Here is a 19,688-nt window from a genome sequence, read left to right on the forward strand (position 1 = left end):
AACCCGCTCTGTTAAATTTTATAGCGGGCGAACAATTTAGGTTATTTTTTGTATTATTAAAACAAAACGTGCCATTTATTAATTTACATGGCATACTTTTAGCTTTTAGTAAAACCAAACACAATTAGTTTTGAATAAATACATACGTAAAAGTTTAAAAATTTTACTTTGGACAGTTGCAAGCATTATTATATTAGTGGTTGCCCTTGCATTATCATTAAATATCCCCGCGGTACAAAATTTTGTAAAGGGAAAAGCCATTAACTATTTAAAAGGCAAAACAAAAACTGAAGTGAGTTTGGAGAGCATAAAAATTGCTTTACCTAAAGATGTTGTACTGAATAAATTTTATATCGAAGACAGAAAAGGCGACACTTTGCTCTTTGCGGAAAAGCTAGCGGTTGACATTAGTTTATTTAAGCTTTTAAAAAACACCGTTGAGGTTAATAACATTGAGTTAAAAAACATACGTGCTAACGTAAGAAGAATTAAACCGGATACTACATTTAACTTTTCTTTTCTAGTTGACGCTTTTATGAGCGAACAAAAAAAACCTGAAGAAAAAGTAGATAAAGACACTACTTCTACCCTCAAATTTTCTATTGATAAAGTTTCGTTTGAAGATATTGGTATTACTTATCATGATGATGTTGCCGGAAATGATGTGAAATTACATTTAGGCGAATTTAAAACCCAAATTAAAAATTTTGATCTTGCTAACCAGCATTACATAATTAAACAGCTGAGTTTAAAAAATACAAGTCTTAATTACCTGCAACAAAAACCATTAACACAGTTGGTACAACACATTACCAACAGTGTGGATAGCAGCCAAAAAGAACAGGGCAAATTACCTTTAATAGAAATTCAGGATTTTGCTTTTAGCAATGTTAAGGTTAGTTACGACGATCAACTTTCTACTACTAAGGCCGTAGCTGATGTTAACGAACTTGGGCTGGTTAACTTAAAAGTAGATTTAACCAATAGCAAATATGAGGTTGATGATGCAAAACTAAACAAATCCAATATTCTTTTTGCCTTTAAACCTGCACCAAGTAATGATCTTAAAAAAGTTAAAGACACGGTTGTTGTAGAAAAATCGCCATTGGCATTGTTAATTAAAAACATTAGCCTGGCCGATAATAATATCCAGTATGATAACCTGGCGGCGAAACCAACCAAAGGCATGGATTTTAATCATTTAAAAATTAATGCTTTAAATTTAGGTGCAAGCGATATTAGTTACAGTGCCGCCGGAATTAAAGCCAATGTAAAAAGTGGTGCATTAAAAGAAAAGAGTGGTTTTGTTTTAAATGATTTAAAAGGACTTGCGGTTTATAACGACAAACAAATTAAACTGAGCAATTTTGTTTTAAAAACACCAAATACCACCATTGAGAACGCTACAGAACTTAATTTTACTTCAATGGATGATTTAACGAAACATCCTGAAAAAGTAAAACTGAGTCTGAATTTTAAAAACACAACCATTGGCTTAAAAGATGCAAGTTTCTTTAGTGATGCCATCCCGGCCAGTTATCGCAATGAAAAAATTAAGTTAAACGCTGATGTTTATGGTTATTTAAACAACCTGAACATTCCTAAATTACAAGTTACCGGCTTAAAAAACACTCAGATTGACATTAGTGGGAAAGCCAAAGGTTTGCCTGATATTAAAAAAACCTTTCTGGATTTAAACATTAAAAAACTTTACTTAACCAAGAGTGATATTTTAGTGGCAGTACCCAAAAAATCGCTACCCGCCAATTTAGATTTACCTAACGTAATTAATGCGAGGGGTAATTTTAAAGGTTCGATGACAGATTTCAATACCAATCTGAATATTCAGACTGATATGGGTAATGCAGTATTAGTAGCGGCAATGAACGGGCCCAAAGGTCAGGAAAAATATAAAGCCAATGTTGACCTGAACAATTTTAATGTCGGCAGGCTTTTAAAAATGCAGCCCAAACTGGGTAAAATTACAGTAAAAGCTGATGTTGTTGGAAGAGGTATTGACCCTAAAAAGATTGATGCTAAATTTAACGCAAAGGTTTTAAGTGCCTATTACAATAAATACACCTATCGTAATTTAAGCCTTGCCGGCGATTACCGCAACCAACAGGTTAACATTAAGAGTAACATGCCAGATAGCAATGCAAACTTTAATTTAGATGCAAAAGTTAATCTGGTGGGTAAATATCCTGCTGTTAAAGCCAACTTAAATTTAAAAGAGGTTAACCTTAAAGAATTAAATTTTACACCAGGCGTTTTAAGTGCCGCCGGCCTTGTTAAAGTTGATTTAAGTACAGCCGATGCAGATTACTTAAATGGAACAGTAGATATTACGGGTTTACAGATTGTTAAAGATCAGCAAAGGTTTAATGTAGATACCATTCTGGTTAAAGCCAAAACAACAGATACAGAAAGTCAGTTAAGCCTTAAATCTGAAATACTATCTGCTAGAGTGGATGGCAAATATCAGCTTACCAAGCTCGGCAGTGCTGTAATAAACCAAATTAATAAGTATTATACTTTTGGAGAAGTGACTAAAATCCCTGATCAGCGTTTTCGTTTTTTTGTACGCGTATATGATTCAAAACTGTTAAAAAGTTTTGTGCCTGAGCTTACCGTATTTAAACCTGCCCAGTTTTATGGTTTAATTGATACACAAAAAGATAGTTTACTGGTTCGCGGAAATTTCCCGGGGGTAGTTTACGGCGATTTTAAAGTTGACAGCACACGGCTAAACATCAATAACAACAATAATAAAATTGATTACGCTTTAACGGTTAAAAGCTTTCAAAGCCCTTCTATTCAATTGTACAATACGGAGATAAGCGGCGATGCGGCCAACAACAACCTGGGTGTAAACGTATTTCTTCGCGATAGCAAACTAAAAAACAAATATACCATTGGCGGTAATTTTCAATCCATTAACAAGGATTTTCGTTTTAGTTTAGATCCCCAAAAACTTTTGCTGGATTATCAGAAATGGGTGGTAGCGCCTGAAAATTATATTCAGTTCGGGCAATCGGGTATTTTGGTTAATCAATTCGAAATCAGTAATAGCGGGCAATCATTATCTGTTAACAGCAACCCTGTCCAAGCCAATGCGCCATTAAATGTTACGTATAAAGATTTCCAGCTGGAAACCTTAACTAAATTTGCCGAAACAGATACTACACTGGTTGGTGGCCGTTTAAATGGAACTGCAAATGTTAAAGATTTGGCGGGTACCCCAAAATTTGAGGCCAATTTAACAGTAGATCAGCTTCGTTATCAAAAAGATCAACTGGGTACTTTAAGAGTTGCAGTAAACAACAACACGGCAAATGCCTTTGAAGTTAATGTAGCTTTAAGCGGAGTGCACGAGTTAAGGGCCAATGGCTTTTATTACACGGCACCTGAGGGCACTTTAGATTTAACGGTTAATATTGATAAAGTTGAACTGAAAAATATTGAAAGTTTATCACAGGGGCAATTAAAAAATGGAACAGGAACAATTACTGGCCAGCTTGCTGTAAAAGGTACTTTAGCGGCGCCAAAAGTTTTAGGCGATTTAACTTTTAACAATGCCGGGGTAAACATCGCTTATGTTAATTCTTATTTCCGCATGCCAAATGAAAAGGTTTCTTTTACCAAGGAAGGAATCAGTTTTAATAATTTTACCCTGATCGATTCTTTAAATCAAAAGGCAACGGTTAATGGTAAGGTTTATACATCAGACTTCAGAAATTATCGTTTTGGTTTAGACATTAGAACCAACAATTTCAGGGCATTAAATTCAACATCGGCGGATAATGAAATGATTTACGGAACGGTTTACCTGACCAGTAACATTAAGATTCGTGGAGATTTAAATCAACCAAGTGTAAACATGAACATTAAGGTAGAAAAAGGAACTAAATTTTTCTTTGCCATGCCTGCCGATGATCCTGCAATTATAGATCAGGAAGGTATTGTTCAGTTTATTGATGCCGATGCTCCACCATTTAACGGACAAAAAGCATTAAAAGTTGACAGCATCAGCAAGTCGCCAATTAAAGGTTTAAACCTTGTTGCAGCCATTACCATTGATCCTGAAGCAGAGTTAAATGTGGTGGTTGACCCAACAAATGGCGATGCACTTAAAGTTAGAGGTGATGCCAATTTAAATGCGACCATGGATCCAAGTGGCAAAATTAGCATGACGGGGCGTTATGAAATTGTTGATGGTTCTTATAATTTGACGGTAGCAGTAGTAAAGAAAGAATTTAAGCTGGTTAAAGGCAGTACCATCATCTGGACCGGCGAACCTACCGCAGCTAATGTTAATTTAACGGCACTGTATGAAGTTAATGCTGCACCAATCGATTTGTTAAATGATCCGGCCAATGTGCAGGCCAAAACCAAACTTCCATTTCAGGTTTATTTAATGATGAAGGGTGAGTTATTAAAACCGATCATCTCATTTAAATTAGATTTACCTGAAAATGAAAGAGGTGCATTGGGTGGCGATGTTTATACCAAACTTTTGAATGTAAACCGGGATGAAAGCGAATTAAACAAACAGGTTTTTGCCCTGCTGGCCTTAAACAGATTTATCGCCAGTAACCCTTTCCAAAGTTTAGCCGGTGGCGGTAGTGTATCATCAATGGCCCGGTCAAGTGTAAGTAAGCTGCTTACCGAACAATTGAATAACCTGGCTTCTGATTTAATTCAGGGAGTGGATATCAATTTTGGAGTAAACTCTTCTGAAGATTATTCTACAGGTTCTATGCAGCAAAAAACTGATCTTGAGGTTGGTTTATCTAAAAAACTGCTGAATGATCGCCTGACGGTAACCGTAGGTAGTTCATTTGGTTTAGAAGGGCCACAGGCACCGGGGCAAAACGCAACCAACATTGCGGGTAACGTTAATGTAGAATATGCGCTTTCTGCTGATGGAAGATATCGTTTAAGGGCATACAGACGCAATCAAAACGAAGGAATTATAGAAGGCCAGATTATAGAAACTGGGTTGGGCTTTACTTTGGTTGTGGACTATAATAAATTCAGAGAAATTTTTCAAAAAAAGAGAGTAAGAAGAAACCGAAACATTGAACAGAAATCGCAAAATGAAAAAACTAACTAGACCTTCCCTTTTTATACTGGCCTGCTTAGTTTGGGCTGGCTGTAGTACAACAAAATCTTTAAAACCGGGGCAGTTTTTATATACAGGTGCAGAAATCAATATTAATCCTGATTCCTCAGCTAAAATTGACAATCAGAAACAAGTAAAAGAAGACCTGGAAAGTAAAACCAGACCTCGTCCTAATAAGTCATTTCTGGGAATTAAATATAAACTGGCCATTTACAATCTGGCAGGCGAACCCACAAAACCAAAAGGATTTAAAAACTGGTTAAGAAGAAAGGGCGAGCCACCCGTTTTAATGAGTGATGTTAAGTTAAAGTACAACAATGATGTTTTAAAAAGTTATTTAATTAGCGAAGGTTACTTGCAATCTGTTGTAACAGGTGATACCGTGATCAAAGGGAAGAAAGGTAAAGCCATTTACACTGCAAATACCGGGGCCCGCTATAAGATCAATAAAATTACTTTTCCGAAAGACACCGGAAACATGACGAGAATTATCAATGCCAACAAGGGGAAAACCTTATTGAAGGTTGGAGATTATTACGACCTGGATACCTATAAAAATGAACGCATTCGGATTGATAACGATTTAAAGGAAAACGGCTATTTCTATTTCAGCCCTGATTATTTAATTATGCAGGTAGATAGCACCATTGGCAAAGAGTTGGTTAATGTTACCGTTAAAGTTAAAGATATTGCTCCTGATGCAGGTTTAAAACCATATTCGATTAAGGAAATTAATATTTTTCCAAATTATTCGTTAAGAAGAGACAGTACATTGCGAAGAATGAAACCTTTGGAATATAACGATTTTAACATTTACGATGATAAAAAAACCTTTAAGCCCCGCTTATTTGATCGATTGGTTTTTTTCCAAAAAGGCGAATTATACAATAGGAAAGATCATAACCAATCGTTAAACCGAATGGTCAATATTGGTGCTTTTCAAGATGTTAGAGCAGAATTTTTACCATTGGATAGCTTTAAAAACAACGAACTGAATCTGAATATTTACTTAACCCCTTTAAAGAAAAATTCATTAACATTTTCGGTAACCGGAACCAGTAAATCAAATAATTTTGTAGGGTCGGAAGTTAAAATAACACAAACCACCAGAAACCTTTTCAGGGGTGCGGAGCAATTGGATGTAAGTTTAAGCGGGGGTTTTGAGAGTCAGATTAAAGGAACTTCACAGGGGAAAAACTCGTATTCTTTTACCGCCGAAGGAAAATTAACTTTCCCAAGATTTATTGTTCCCTTTTACAAACCGAACAGCACCAATGCCTTTATTCCTAAAACCATTGCCTCTCTTTCTTATCAGTTGTTAAGTCGTGGTTCGGAGTATAATTTAAGCGCCTTTAAAGCAGAATTTGGATACAACTTTAAGGAGAACCTGCACAAAGAGCATACTTTTAACCCAATTTCCATAAATTTTGTAAAACCTGGTTTTCCAAATGATTCTACGGAAAAAAGTCTTTATGCGGCCAACCCTCTTTTACGTACCACCCTTGAAAGACAGTTTATTATTGGTAGTAATTACAATTTCACTTATACCAACCAAATGGAAGACAATCGCCGCAACAATAGTTACTTTAATGGAAGCATTGAAACCGGCGGCAATGTTTGGGGTTTATTTGTACCAAAAGATGAGAAAGGCCAACGATCTATTTTTAATGTTCCATTAACTCAATTTGTAAGAGTAGAAGCCGATTTAAGAGACTATTATAAAATTACAAAGAACTTAATTTGGGCAAACCGTTTAAATCTGGGTTATGGTTACGGCTATGGGAATAGTTCTTCACTACCATTTGTCAGACAGTTTTTTGCCGGGGGAAGTAACGACATCAGAGCTTTTCCAGCCAGAACACTAGGCCCCGGAACGTATAAAGTTCCAACTACGGCAACTTTCGCAGATCAGGGAGGTGATATTAAAATGATGCTGAATACGGAGTTGAGGTTTAAACTGGTGAGTATATTATATGGTGCTTTATTTGCCGATGCAGGAAATATCTGGTTAAGAAAAGAGGATAAAGGCGACCCGGCAACGGGTAACCTTGGAAGACCTGGTTCGGGCTTTAAATTTAAAAATGCTTTAAATGAAATGGCGGTTGGTACAGGTGCAGGTCTTCGGGTTGATGCAACCATTTTTGTTATCCGTCTGGACGTGGCTTTCCCAATTAGAAAACCCTATTTACCTGAAGGACAGCGCTGGGTAATTGATCAGGTTTCTTTTGGAGATAAAGGATGGCGTAAAGACAATTTAATTTATAATATTGGGATTGGATACCCTTTTTAAAATATAGAATGAGATTAATACATAAGATAAAACATTTTTTTATAGCGCTCTATCATTTATTTGTTGCTGCGGGAAAGGGTTTTATAGAAGATCGTGTAACCAAACTAAGTGCAGCTTTGGCTTATTACACCATATTTTCGCTTACGCCTTTAATTATTATTGTACTATCTGCTGCAACCTTATTTTTTGGTGATAAGATGAAAACCAAAGACAGGTTTTTTGTTGAAGTGACAGAGATGGTTGGAAAAGATGCTGCTGCTCAAATACAGGGTTTTGTAGAACACGCCAATAAAACTGGTCAATCAACCGTTGGTTTAATTATTGGTATTGTAACCCTGGTAATTGGTGCTACGGCTATTTTTATTGAAATTCAGGATAGTATTAATCTAATTTGGAAAGTAAAAGCCGTTCCTAAAAAAGGTTGGCTAAAAATGCTTTCCAATAGGCTTTTATCGTTTTCACTTGTCGTATCCATGGGTTTCCTGCTTCTGGTATCCCTTGTGGTTAATAGTGTGGTTGTGGGTCTGGGGTCAAAACTGGCCTCATTACTTTCGGAAAGTAAAATAGATGACGTGATACCGGTGGCAAACGATACCATGGCCTTGCTTATTTATATTTTAAACAATGTAATTACCATTGCAGCCGTTACCGCTGTATTCGCCATTATTTTCAAGGTATTACCTGATGTAAACATTAAATGGAAATCGGCAATTATAGGCGCTTTATTTACGGCCCTGCTGTTTAGTTTGGGTAAATATGGCATAGGTATATACATTGAAAAAGGCAATCCAGGTTCTGCATTTGGGGCGGCAAGTTCTATTATTGTAATCCTGCTGTGGATTTACTACACTTCAATTATTTTGTACTTTGGGGCCGAGTTTACTCAAGCCTATGCAGAAAAGTATGATGGCGGGATTAGTCCAAGCAAATATGCGGTACATACGCAAATTACAATTATTGAGAAAAAAGTTGATGTTCTTCCTCCTCAACATCCGGAGGATACAAAAATAGATTAACCTGTTAATCGCAGCACAATAACAAAGGCCTGAGTGATCTCAGGCCTTTCTTTTTTGCTTATTTTAAAAACTGAATCATCTTGGCCAGCAGTTCCTGTTCTAAAAATGGTTTTAATACAAGATCATTCATTCCTGAAGCAATATATTTTTTACGGTCCTCCTGCATTACGTTAGCTGTAACCCCCAATATCGGGATGACTTCTTTAGCAGGGTCCCCGCAACTCCTTATTTTATTGGTGAGCTCAATACCACCCATTTCAGGCATCTGAATATCGGTTAAAATAATATCATAAATGTTTTCATTAAAGAGTTCCAACGCTTCTTTTCCATTATAAGCCGCATCAAAAACTACATGATACTTTTTAAGAATCGTACTGGCTAATAAAATATTCAACATGTTATCATCTGCCAGTAACACTCTTTTACCCGCTAAAAGCTCCACTTCCAAGCCCGTTTGAGTATCTGTAAGTTCCGGTTTTTCCGGTTTTTCAGTAATCTGGTAAGGCAGTTCAAAAGAAAATGTAGAACCTTTGCCCTCTTCACTGTTAACCTCAATGCTTCCACCTTGTAATTCTATTATCTTTTTACAAATGGCAAGCCCCAACCCTGTTCCCTGCTGTTTCTCTTTTGTTGAAGAATAATAAACCTGTGCAAATTCATCAAAAATAATCCGCTGATCCACAGGGTTTATACCCAAACCAGTATCCTCAATACTCACTTTTAATAAGGCAGAGTGATCACTATTTTTAATCAGGCTTGATGTTAATGTAACGCTTCCTTCGTTTGTAAATTTAATTCCATTACTTAAAAGGTTCATTACAACCTGCTTTAAGCGAAGTGGGTCACCTAATATGTATACATTTTCTTCAACAGGCATATTCATAACGAAACCTATCTTTTTCTTCGTTGCCTGAATCTTCATACTGTCAAAAACGTCCTGAATGGCAATTTTTGGAGAAAAAGGAACATTTTCTAAAGTCACTTTACCCGTTTCATATTTAGAAAAGTCCAAAATATCATTAACCACATCCAAAAGCATTACAGATGAGTTTCTAATCGCCCCAACCTGTTCTTTCTGTTGTGGTTCTAAGTTTACCTGACTAAGTTGCTCAGAAAAACCAACAATAGAGTTTAAAGGCGTTCGGATTTCATGGCTCATATTAGCCAGAAACCTGCTTTTAGATAAAGCATAAAGCGAAGCTTTGTTACTGTAATCGATCAGCGCTTTCTCGTTTCTGTAGAAATTGTAAATCATATAGAAAACAAACAGCAGTAAACCTATAGCAAAAGCCAATAAAATTGTGGTAAAATTATCCAGGTTTTCTACGGTATCAAATGCCGACGTATTGATAATTTGCTGTACAGAAGAATAATAATTTCTCTCCTTCAGTTTATATCTTTTAAGCCCGTCTACAATATTTGTAATCAATAAATGGTTCAGGTCTAAAAGGTCTCTTTCTTTATCCTTAAGTTTTTTATTGGTGCTGTAAAGTCGTAAATAATAGTCATTAATGGCTTTAAGCTGAAGATTATTATAAGCTACACTCACAGAAGAGGTATCATCTGACACAACCGTTTTAACAATAGTAGATTTACTACTATCGGTACCATTTGTTCCCTTATCGAAAATTGCAGCTTTAAGCCTGCCAAAAAACTTTTTCTTTGGCTTAGCAACCGTGCCAGGCTTAATGGTATCAATTTTAATAATGCTTTTAAACTGTCTGGCCGTAAAAAGTTTATTATTATTTGGTTTTAATTCATTTACCTGCTTTTCGGCACCTGCAGAGAAATTAATTAAACTATCAGATAGCCTTTTTAAATTGATAAACTGAGTAGTTCGTTCCCGTTTCTGCTTAATCAGGCTATCAAAAGATTCAGAAGACAATAAGCCTTCATTTTGATTGTCTTTTTCAATGGTATCCATCAAAGAAGAAACTTCTTTAATTTCACTGGTAAATAAATCATAATAGATTTTTTCACCATTAACCACATACATTCTAAAGCTATTTTCGGCGTTATAAAGCTTAAAAATACAGCTGTCCAGTTTTGTAAAATCCTTTTGAACCTGTACAATTTTATTAACAGACCGCAATAGCGGGATTTTAGAAAAATTTACAAAAAGCCCTATCGTAATTCCGAAAATTGCAAGGATCAGAACGACAAGTATCAGGTATTTTGCAGTAGAGCTTCTTCTGGGTTTCAATGCGTCAATTTTAAGAGTTAAACTATTTGGCGTAGTTAAGCTACATCCTCAATTATTTTAGGTTCTTCAGCAACTTCATCTTTTTCTATACGTAAGTTTCTAATAATGTGCTGCTGCCTGTCGGGCGTGTTTTTACCCATATAATATTCCAAAAGACTTTTAATTGTCTGATCTTTTAATATAACCGGGTCAAGTCTGATGTCTTTACCAATAAAGAGGCCAAACTCATCCGGAGAAATTTCTCCAAGTCCTTTAAATCTGGTGATTTCCGGTTTATTTCCCAATTTCTCAATAGCATTCTTTTTTTCTTCATCGCTGTAGCAATAGATGGTTTCTTTCTTATTGCGAACACGGAATAATGGGGTTTGTAAAATGTAAACATGCCCGGCTTTAACCAGGTCAGGGAAAAACTGAAGAAAGAATGTCATCATTAACAACCTAATGTGCATGCCATCCACATCAGCATCTGTTGCAATTACAATATTGTTATAATGTAACCCATCTAAACCATCTTCAATATTTAAAGCATGCTGAAGCAGGTTAAATTCTTCGTTTTCATAAACCACCTTTTTAGTCAGTTCATAACAGTTTAAAGGCTTACCCTTCAAACTAAATACCGCCTGGCAATCTACGTCACGGGATTTGGTTATCGATCCTGAAGCAGAATCACCCTCGGTAATAAACAAAGTCGTTTCGTATCTTTTTTCGTGTGTGCTGTTAAAGTGTACCTTACAATCACGCAGTTTTTTATTGTGTAAAGACGCCTTCTTCGCCCTGTCGTTGGCCAGTTTTTTAATGCCGGCAATGTCTTTTCTTTCTCTTTCTGACTGAATAATCCTTTTCAACAATGCATCGGCAACATCAGTATGTTTATGCAGGTAATCATCCAGTTCCTTTTTAACGAAATCGTTTATAAAAGTTGCAACCGACGGACCTTCGGGGCCCATATTTTGAGAACCCAATTTTGTTTTTGTTTGCGATTCGAATACAGGCTCCTGCACACGTACAGAAATGGCCGCAATAATTGAAGAGCGTACATCTGCCGCATCAAATTCCTTCTTAAAAAATTCGCGAACCGTTTTAACCACCGCAGCCCTGAAAGCAGCCTGGTGTGTTCCACCCTGGGTAGTATGTTGTCCGTTTACAAAAGAATGGTAATCTTCGCCGTATTGCTGACCATGTGTCATTGCAATTTCAATGTCGTTTCCAATCATGTGAATAATTGGGTAACGGATTTCTTCAGGCTTGTTAAACTTAGAAAGCAAATCGTAAAGACCTCTTTCTGAAAAATATTTTTGATTATTAAAATTTACGGTCAGTCCGGTATTTAAAAAAACATAGTTCCAAACCATGCTTTCCACAAAATCAGGAATATAATGGTAGTTTCTGAAAATACTTTCATCAGGATAAAAAGTAATAGCGGTACCATTACGCTGGGTTGTATCAATAACCGGTTGCTCACTCACTATCTCTCCTTTGGAAAACTCTACTTTTTTGGTTTTTCCATCGCGGTAAGACTGAACAACAAAGTTTGTTGAAAGTGCATTTACTGCTTTGGTACCTACCCCATTTAAACCTACAGATTTCTGAAAGGCATTACTGTCGTACTTACCACCAGTATTGATTTTACTTACACAATCAATCACTTTACCCAAAGGAATGCCCCGTCCGTAATCACGAATGTTTACTTTTTGTTCAGAAACGGTAATTTCAATGGTCTTACCCGTTCCCATTACAAACTCATCGATAGAGTTATCTACAATTTCTTTTAATAAAACATAAATACCGTCATCCTGCGCTGAACCATCACCAAGCTTACCAATATACATACCTGGTCTAAGTCTGATGTGTTCTTTCCAGTCCAGAGATCGGATACTGTCGTCATTATATATTACTTCTGCCATAAATATTTTTATTTACCGTCATATTAAACAAACTCGCACATTTATACAAAACATCAATCCCGGGGGACGCCGGATCGGATTGAACTTTAACATGACATGATTTAGGGATAATTTTCATTTCAGACTTGTAAGATTATGCTTCATTACATTTCCAATCAGCAAAAATTATTATACAAATTTAACTTAATCTGTGATGGTATCAACTATAAAATTTCAACAAATACACATTTAACGATATCCTGAGAAAATCAAGGCTTATTCTACCTAAATGTTACAAAAAATAACTTTAATTATTTAATATTTATGTTGTGCAAAAAACGGTATATCTTGATAAAAAAATAATCAATACCGGTTCATTATCCCTTATATTGCCTGTAATTTATTGGGTATACACATGTCGCTAATTGGGGTCTATTTTGCAACCCAATTGTTTAACAAAAAATTAAGGTAAATAATGGGCAAAACGCTCTCTATTAAACAAGAAATTGCTTACGCTGCCGGAATGATGGGCTGGAGCATCATGACGAACATTATTATCGTTATGCTACCCTATTTCTATCTGCCACCAAGCAATGCCGGATTGTCTCCACTGGTACCGCAGCTTGTTTTATTGGGGGCCTTTAATATCCTCTCTATCATTGCTGCTTCGGGAAGATTGGTTGATGCAATTTTTGATCCTTTTATTGCATCAAAGAGTGACGCAAGCACCAATAAAAAGGGCCGCAGAATGCCTTTTATGAAATGGGCGATTTTACCGGCCATGCTCTTTTGCAGTCTGGTTTTTTATCCGTTGCAAAAAACGGAGAGTTTACAAAATGCATGGTGGCTTACGTTTATGCTTTGTTTCTTTTTTATTTCAGTAACTACCTATATTATTCCTTACAATGCACTTTTAGCAGAGGTTACACATACGCCGCAACAAAAAGTGAAGCTATCCAGTTATCAGCAAATTGGTTTTGTTTTGGGTATTATTTTATCTGCCTGCACCAATAATTTTGCAGATTTAGTACAACAGCATTTCGATGTTGTAAACCGAAGCGAGGCCGTACAATTTGCCATCTGGGGTTTATGCATCTTTTCGGGAATGGTTATGATGATTCCGGTTATATTTATTAATGAAAAAGATTTTTCAACAGCAAAACCCACACATGTTCCGCTTTGGCCGGCCATCAAAAACACTTTTAGAAACAGCAATTTCAAGTACTATTTAATTTCTGATTTTGCTTTTTATATTGCGTTAAGTATTATTTCGAGTGGGTTATTATTTTTCAGCACGGTTTTATTGGATTTACCTGAATCGGACGGCGGAAAATTTATGGCTGCAATGGTGATAACTTCCCTGCTTTTTTATCCATTGGTTAATTTCGGATCGGCAAAAATTGGAAAAAAACCATTTGTATTGATTGCTTTCGGCGTACTCTGCCTGATTTTTGTAACCATATTTTTCCTGGGCAAATTACCTTTCGGTCCTTATACTCAAATTTATATCCTGGTTATTTCGGCCTCTTTCCCACTGGCAGCTTTAGGAATTTTACCCAATGCAATTCTGGCCGACATTGCTCAAAAGGATACGATAGAAAGTGGTGAAAATCATGAAGGGATGTTTTTTGCGGTAAAATATCTGTTTGTAAAGCTGGGGCAAACACTTGGGATTGCAGTTTTTGCTATGCTTACTATTTATGGAAAAGATCCCGGACATGATTTTGGTTTAAGGCTAAATGGAATCGTTGGCTTCGCACTTTGTTTAGTCGCCTTGCTATTTTTCAGTAGGTTTAAAGAAGAGAAATAATAAATTTAATGGCATAAAAAAACGCATGGACAGATAATACCTGTTCCATGCGCTTTTATTTTAAATCCGGATTAATATCCCGGACTCTGTTTTAAAGAACCTTTGCTTCTGTCAATCTGATCCTGAGGTAAAGGAAAATGATCATCCCTGGTTTCGATAGTGATGCCTTTTAAGTAGTCAAAATATCCGCCTTCAAAAGAGAAGTAACTTTCAAGGGTTTGTTTAACTATACCCCAACGCACCAAATCAAAGAAACGGTGTCCCTCCAGGGCCAATTCCAGCCTGCGTTCAAAACGCACCGCATTTCTGGCGTAGGTATCATTTGGAAACGCCAGGTAAGGACTAACTTTATATGCCGCAGCTGGTGTTCCGTTTATCGTTTGAGGTGTTATTTTGGCTGCACGTACCCTTACGGCATTCACCAATGCTAAAGCCCTTCCTAAATCTCCTTTTTCTACTGCACATTCAGCCGCCATCAGGTAAACATCACCTAAACGGATCAGGTTTACATTTAATCCGCTTACATTGGTTGTACCCGGGGCTGTTCCACTGGAAATCTGAGCAACATCAATGGTATTTTTAACGGCAATAAAAGGACCGCCATTACTAGAATCGCGAATCCAGGTATCACCGGCCATTAAACCCCAGTCGCGATATGGAACACCACGTCTTCCAATGGTTGATTCAATTCTTGGATCTAAAGGCAAAGTTTTATCCACCACATAATTATCTTTAGCCGTGCCGGTTAATCCAAGATCAGATTTATATGGGTTATTGCGATAACTTCCATCCAGTAAGGGTAAGCCTGCGGCATCTACCTTAAAGGAATTAGCCAAATCAATAGAAGGCTGAAAGAAACCGCAGCAGTTAATCGGCGCATTGCCATACGGAAAGTTAAGCATATCGCCTACATTCCCATTATCTCCACCAGTACCATCGGTTCCAACAGAGTGCTGTACGGCCATAATGGTTTCCGGCCCGTCTTCTTTGGTAATGTCAAAGTTATCCGAATAAGGCATTGTAGTCAGGTCTGGCTTTGCCAGGATTACCGCATTCAGCAAATCGTAAGCTTCAGTATATTTCTTTTGATACAACAATACTTTTCCAAGATAAGCTTGCGCAGCATATTTATCTACACGCCCTTTTTGATTTTTTGGTTTTGTAGTACTCAGGTTTGCCACCGCGAATTGAAGATCATCTACAATGTTTGGATAAATGTCCTTATCATTTGGAACAAATGTACCGCTGTTGGCTTCAGTTACATAAGGAACCGATTTAAATACACGAACCAAAAAGAAATAATAATGTCCACGCAACAACCTGGCTTCGCCCTGAATTTCCTTGGCACGGGCATCACTAAATTTAACAGCTCCTTTTCCGGCCTGAAGATCTGCCAAAACTCTCAGTGTACTGTTACAACGCTGAATTCCTTCAAAACATCTATCCCAAATATTGGATAAATTATCGTTTGTACTGGTTGGCGAATGTTGCTCAATGGCATTCATAGGCGGTTGATCTCCTGTGCTACTGCCTTTGTGGGCATTATCAGAAGCCACCTCACCAAATAACCACTGACTTGGTGCCGCTCCATAATTACCCCAGGTTCCATCTACATTACCGTTAAGTAAACCATAGGCACCTATTAAAAGTCCTTCAACCCCATCCTGGGTCATTAACTGCCCTTCAGTGAGTTCGCCTTGCGGCTGAAGGGTCAAAAAGTCCTTCTTGCATGAAAACGTAATGCAAATTAATAAGGAAAGAAGAATATATTTTATATGTTTCATCTTGATATCTTTTAATTAAAATCCAACATTAATACCGATTAAAAATTGACGGGGAGAAGGGTAAACACCCTGATCTACTCCCGGAGCCGAAAAAGTATCGACTACCTGACTTATCTCCGGATCCAAACCAGTGTATTTAGTGATGGTAAAGAGATTGGTTGCACTAACATATACCCTTAATTTACTGATGCCAGAATTTGGACCAAAAGCTTTAGCCGTTGGAATTGAGTAACCGATTTGTACATTTTTTAACCTTAAAAAACTTCCGTTTTGGATGTAATAACTCGAAGAAGCAAATTCCAGATCCGAGGCTCCGGCATAAGAAGAAGGAATCAAACTTGATGGATTGGCCGGACTCCAGGCATCAAGCAATCTAATGCTTTTTGCTCCGTCAAATGAAGGGAAATCCGTAAAGTAACGCGTCGCTTCAAAAATATCATTTCCCTGTACACCGTATAAGAAAGCTGAAATATCAAAATTTTTGTAAGAGGCATTTAAGTTTATACCATAGGTAAAATCAGGACTTGGGTTTCCAATAATGGTCCGGTCTTTCGGATCAATAATTCCGTCACCATTAATATCCTGGTAGCGCAATCCACCAACCCTTGCACCCGAATAAGAAGGATTATTTTGAATATCAGCAGTGCTTTGATAAATTCCTGCTGTTTTATACCCATAAAATGATCCAAGAGGCGATCCTTCCTGCAGCACACTGGTTTGTAAACTTCTGTAATTACCATAAATCTGGTTAAAAATATCAGGTGCTAACTTTACAATTTTATTGTTGTTTTTTGAAAAATTCAGGCCAACATCAAATTTAAAAGGGCTGTCTGCATTTCTTCCATAATGATAAGCAACATTAAATTCAATCCCTTTATTGCTCATATCGCCAATATTTACATAAGGCGAACTTCCCAACCCAACTATACTTGATGGTAAAGGCAGCGGATAAAGCATATCAGTTGTTTTTTTATTGTACCAATCAACTGATCCATCAACAGCTCCACTCAATAGGGTAAAATCAAGACCAATATTCAGGGAGCTTAACGATTCCCATTTGATGTCCGGGTTTTGATAAGCATTTTGTCGTACGCCGGTAGTAAGGCCATTTCCACCACCAACCGCGTAGGCAGAGTTAATAATAGAGCTTTGGTATCTGTTGAGATACTGGTAGCCCGGTATGCGCTGATTTCCGGTTTGCCCGTATCCTGCACGAAGTTTTAAGTCGCTTATCCATTTAACACTCTTCATAAACTCCTCTTCAGATAACCTCCATGCAGCACTAACTGCCGGGAAATTACCGTATTTATTGGCCGGGCCAAAGTTGGAAGAACCATCCCTGCGGATTGTAAAACTGGCCAGGTAGCGATCATTAAACGAGTAATCGAGCTTGGCAAACAGCGAGAATAACGATCCTATTCCTCCGGTACTGGAATTGCTGATATTTGAAGAACCTGTGGTTAAATAATAATAATCCGGATTACCTAAAAGGAAGAAATCATTCCGTCCTGCATTTAGTTGCCTGGATCTTGATCTGATCGCCTCTGTACCGATTAATGCATTTACCCGGTGTTTTTCATTAAATACTTTACTGTAGTTTAAGGTATTAGTCCAGGTCCATTCTGTATTATATCCCTGGTATTCACTTAAATTATTTGAGTTATTACCTTCGGAGAATTCAAGGTTTGGATAACGCATCGATAAACCATTAAAATTTTCGTAACGGATACCAAAATTAGTCTTCAATACTAAGCCCGGAATGATATCACCCTCGCCAAAAATATTACCAAAAAAGAAATTGCTTTTGTTAACATTATCTTTTGCCCTAAAAAGAAAGGCAAGTGGATTTTCTGCATTCCCCAACTGGCTACCACGACTGCCGGCAAAATTTCCGGCAATATCGTAAACCGGAATAATGGTTGGAATACGGTATGCCCAACCTAAGGCACTTCCCTGATCCTGATATCCACCCGGAGCATTCGGGTTCACACCAAATCCGTAACCTTCGGAGTAGCTATATTGTGCATTTTCTCCAAAACGTACCCGCTTGTTAAAAGCCGATACGCCCGTATTAGATCTAAAGCTATACCGCTTAAAACCAGTGTATTGTATCGTTCCTTTCTGATTCAAATATCCGGCAGTGATGGAATAAGTTGCATTTTCGCCACCGCCTGCAGCACTGATCTGATAATTTTGAACAGGTGCAGACTCCGTAATTTCATCAAACCAGTTGGTGCCTTCTTTATTGGCTTTTGTAATTTGATAAAACAGATTTGGATCACGGCTGTAATTATATTTGGCCGGGTCTGCATCTGCTGCGGTAACATCCTGACCAAGTTTTAAGCCAGCAACTAAATATTCTGGTAATACTGGCGTTGGACCAGATCCATAGTTTTTACCGGCAGCAATGGCTTTCCCCGCGTTGGTATACCCATCAAACACATACTGTGCATATTGCTGAGGGTTCATCATTTTCGGAAAACTACTTTTTCTTGGCGCCTGTGTGCCGTAATAAGAATCGAGTGTAATTTTTGGTGCGCCAGCTATGCCTTTTTTAGTGGTGATAATGACCACACCGTTATTTGCCCTCGATCCATAAATTGATGCTGATGAAGCATCCTTTAAAACCTGCAGACTTTCAATGTCATTTTGGTTTAGCCAGGATAATTTCCCTTCAAAAGGTACTCCATCAATAACATAAAGCGGGTCGTTATTATTAATGGTACTATATCCACGGATTCTGATTTGTGGGGTTGAGCCCGGAGCACCGTCATTTACAATCTGCACCCCCGTAGCTTTACCCTGTAACGCTTCTACAGCACTAGCTGCAGGCTGGGCTTTTAGCAGCTCCATATTAACAACAGCAACGGCGCCGGTTAAATCTTTTTTCCTTTGGGCAGAATAACCGGTTACCACAACTTCGGTTAAGTTGTTATTTTCTGTCTGCAAAATAACCGAAATGTTAGTTTGGGTGCCTACCGTTATTTCTTTACTCCCATATCCGATAAAGGAGATCACCAATACATCCGTGGGTTTTGCATTTAAAGAAAACAGACCATTGGCATCTGTAACAGCACCGCCAGTGCCATTTTTGATTTTGATTGTAGCACCAATTACAGGTAATTTGTCATCACTGGCAATGACTTTTCCCGTAATTTTTGACTGGGCCATTGTTTCAAGGACAAATAACATCCCCAAACACAAGAGAAGAAAACTCCTCCTGATACAAGATAGATTTTGTTTCATAGGTTTATAAATGGTTAGGTGAAAAATGCGTACTTAAATAGCTGATGTGCTTAAGTTGATAAATTTAATCGCATCAGTTTATCGCTGTCGTCAGTGTTGACGACACATTCAAATGGTTTTATTGACGAAATTGCACTTAAGAAAATAGAAAAGCCGAAGCATAAGAGAATGGGATTTCTCTTAATTAGGAGTAGATTTTTTTTCATAGGTTGAGATGAGTAGGTGGTTTGGTTAGATGTTTTTTGTAGTATTTATTACATAATAATATTTTAAAATTGAAATCAGTATAAGTGTATAATGTACACTTTAGTTAAAATAAATATACAGATAA

Annotated in this window: 8 protein-coding genes; 4 read left to right on the forward strand and 4 right to left on the reverse strand. The window is 37.3% G+C overall.

The window, feature by feature from the left end:
* Window positions 1-130: 130 nt before the first annotated feature.
* The 3 genes from O0955_RS00580 to O0955_RS00590 are packed head-to-tail and all read left to right on the forward strand — an operon-like array spanning window position 131 to window position 8,431.
* Entirely contained in the window at window positions 131-5,116 is a 4,986-nt protein-coding gene (locus O0955_RS00580; protein ID WP_269425599.1) for a translocation/assembly module TamB domain-containing protein, read from the forward strand.
* A complete protein-coding gene (tamL, locus tag O0955_RS00585; RefSeq protein WP_269425600.1) occupies window positions 5,100-7,415 on the forward strand; it encodes a translocation and assembly module lipoprotein TamL in 2,316 nt (771 codons plus the stop codon). The genes O0955_RS00580 and tamL overlap by 17 nt, the downstream gene beginning before the upstream one ends.
* Before the next feature lie 8 nt (window positions 7,416-7,423).
* On the forward strand, window positions 7,424-8,431 hold the full coding sequence (locus tag O0955_RS00590) for a YihY/virulence factor BrkB family protein (RefSeq protein ID WP_269425601.1): 1,008 nt from the start codon (window positions 7,424-7,426) through the stop codon (window positions 8,429-8,431).
* A gap of 58 nt (window positions 8,432-8,489) precedes the next feature.
* Here O0955_RS00590 and O0955_RS00595 read toward each other — a convergent pair whose 3' ends face one another.
* Together O0955_RS00595 and O0955_RS00600 are read right to left on the reverse strand one after the other, a co-directional pair.
* Window positions 8,490-10,634 carry an ATP-binding protein gene (locus tag O0955_RS00595; protein WP_269425602.1) on the reverse strand — a complete coding sequence of 715 codons (2,145 nt, stop codon included), beginning with the start codon at window positions 10,632-10,634 and terminating at the stop codon, window positions 8,490-8,492.
* Between the two features lie 35 nt (window positions 10,635-10,669).
* Window positions 10,670-12,538: a DNA topoisomerase IV subunit B gene (locus O0955_RS00600; RefSeq protein ID WP_269425603.1), complete on the reverse strand. Its 1,869-nt coding sequence runs from the start codon at window positions 12,536-12,538 to the stop codon at window positions 10,670-10,672.
* A gap of 454 nt (window positions 12,539-12,992) precedes the next feature.
* Between O0955_RS00600 and O0955_RS00605 the strand changes: the two genes are divergently transcribed.
* Complete coding sequence (locus O0955_RS00605; RefSeq protein WP_269425604.1) at window positions 12,993-14,327, forward strand: MFS transporter; 1,335 nt, start codon at window positions 12,993-12,995, stop codon at window positions 14,325-14,327.
* 71 nt (window positions 14,328-14,398) lie between these two features.
* Here the strand turns inward: O0955_RS00605 and O0955_RS00610 are convergent, their stop codons facing one another.
* Window positions 14,399-16,111, reverse strand: coding sequence for a RagB/SusD family nutrient uptake outer membrane protein (locus tag O0955_RS00610; RefSeq protein ID WP_269425605.1), 1,713 nt, complete (start codon window positions 16,109-16,111; stop codon window positions 14,399-14,401).
* A gap of 15 nt (window positions 16,112-16,126) precedes the next feature.
* Window positions 16,127-19,282 (reverse strand): SusC/RagA family TonB-linked outer membrane protein, encoded by a 3,156-nt coding sequence (locus tag O0955_RS00615; RefSeq protein WP_269425606.1) that lies wholly within the window; start codon window positions 19,280-19,282, stop codon window positions 16,127-16,129.
* Window positions 19,283-19,688 lie beyond the last annotated feature (406 nt).

This window comes from Pedobacter punctiformis (assembly GCF_027213715.1).
GTDB lineage: Bacteria > Bacteroidota > Bacteroidia > Sphingobacteriales > Sphingobacteriaceae > Pedobacter > Pedobacter punctiformis.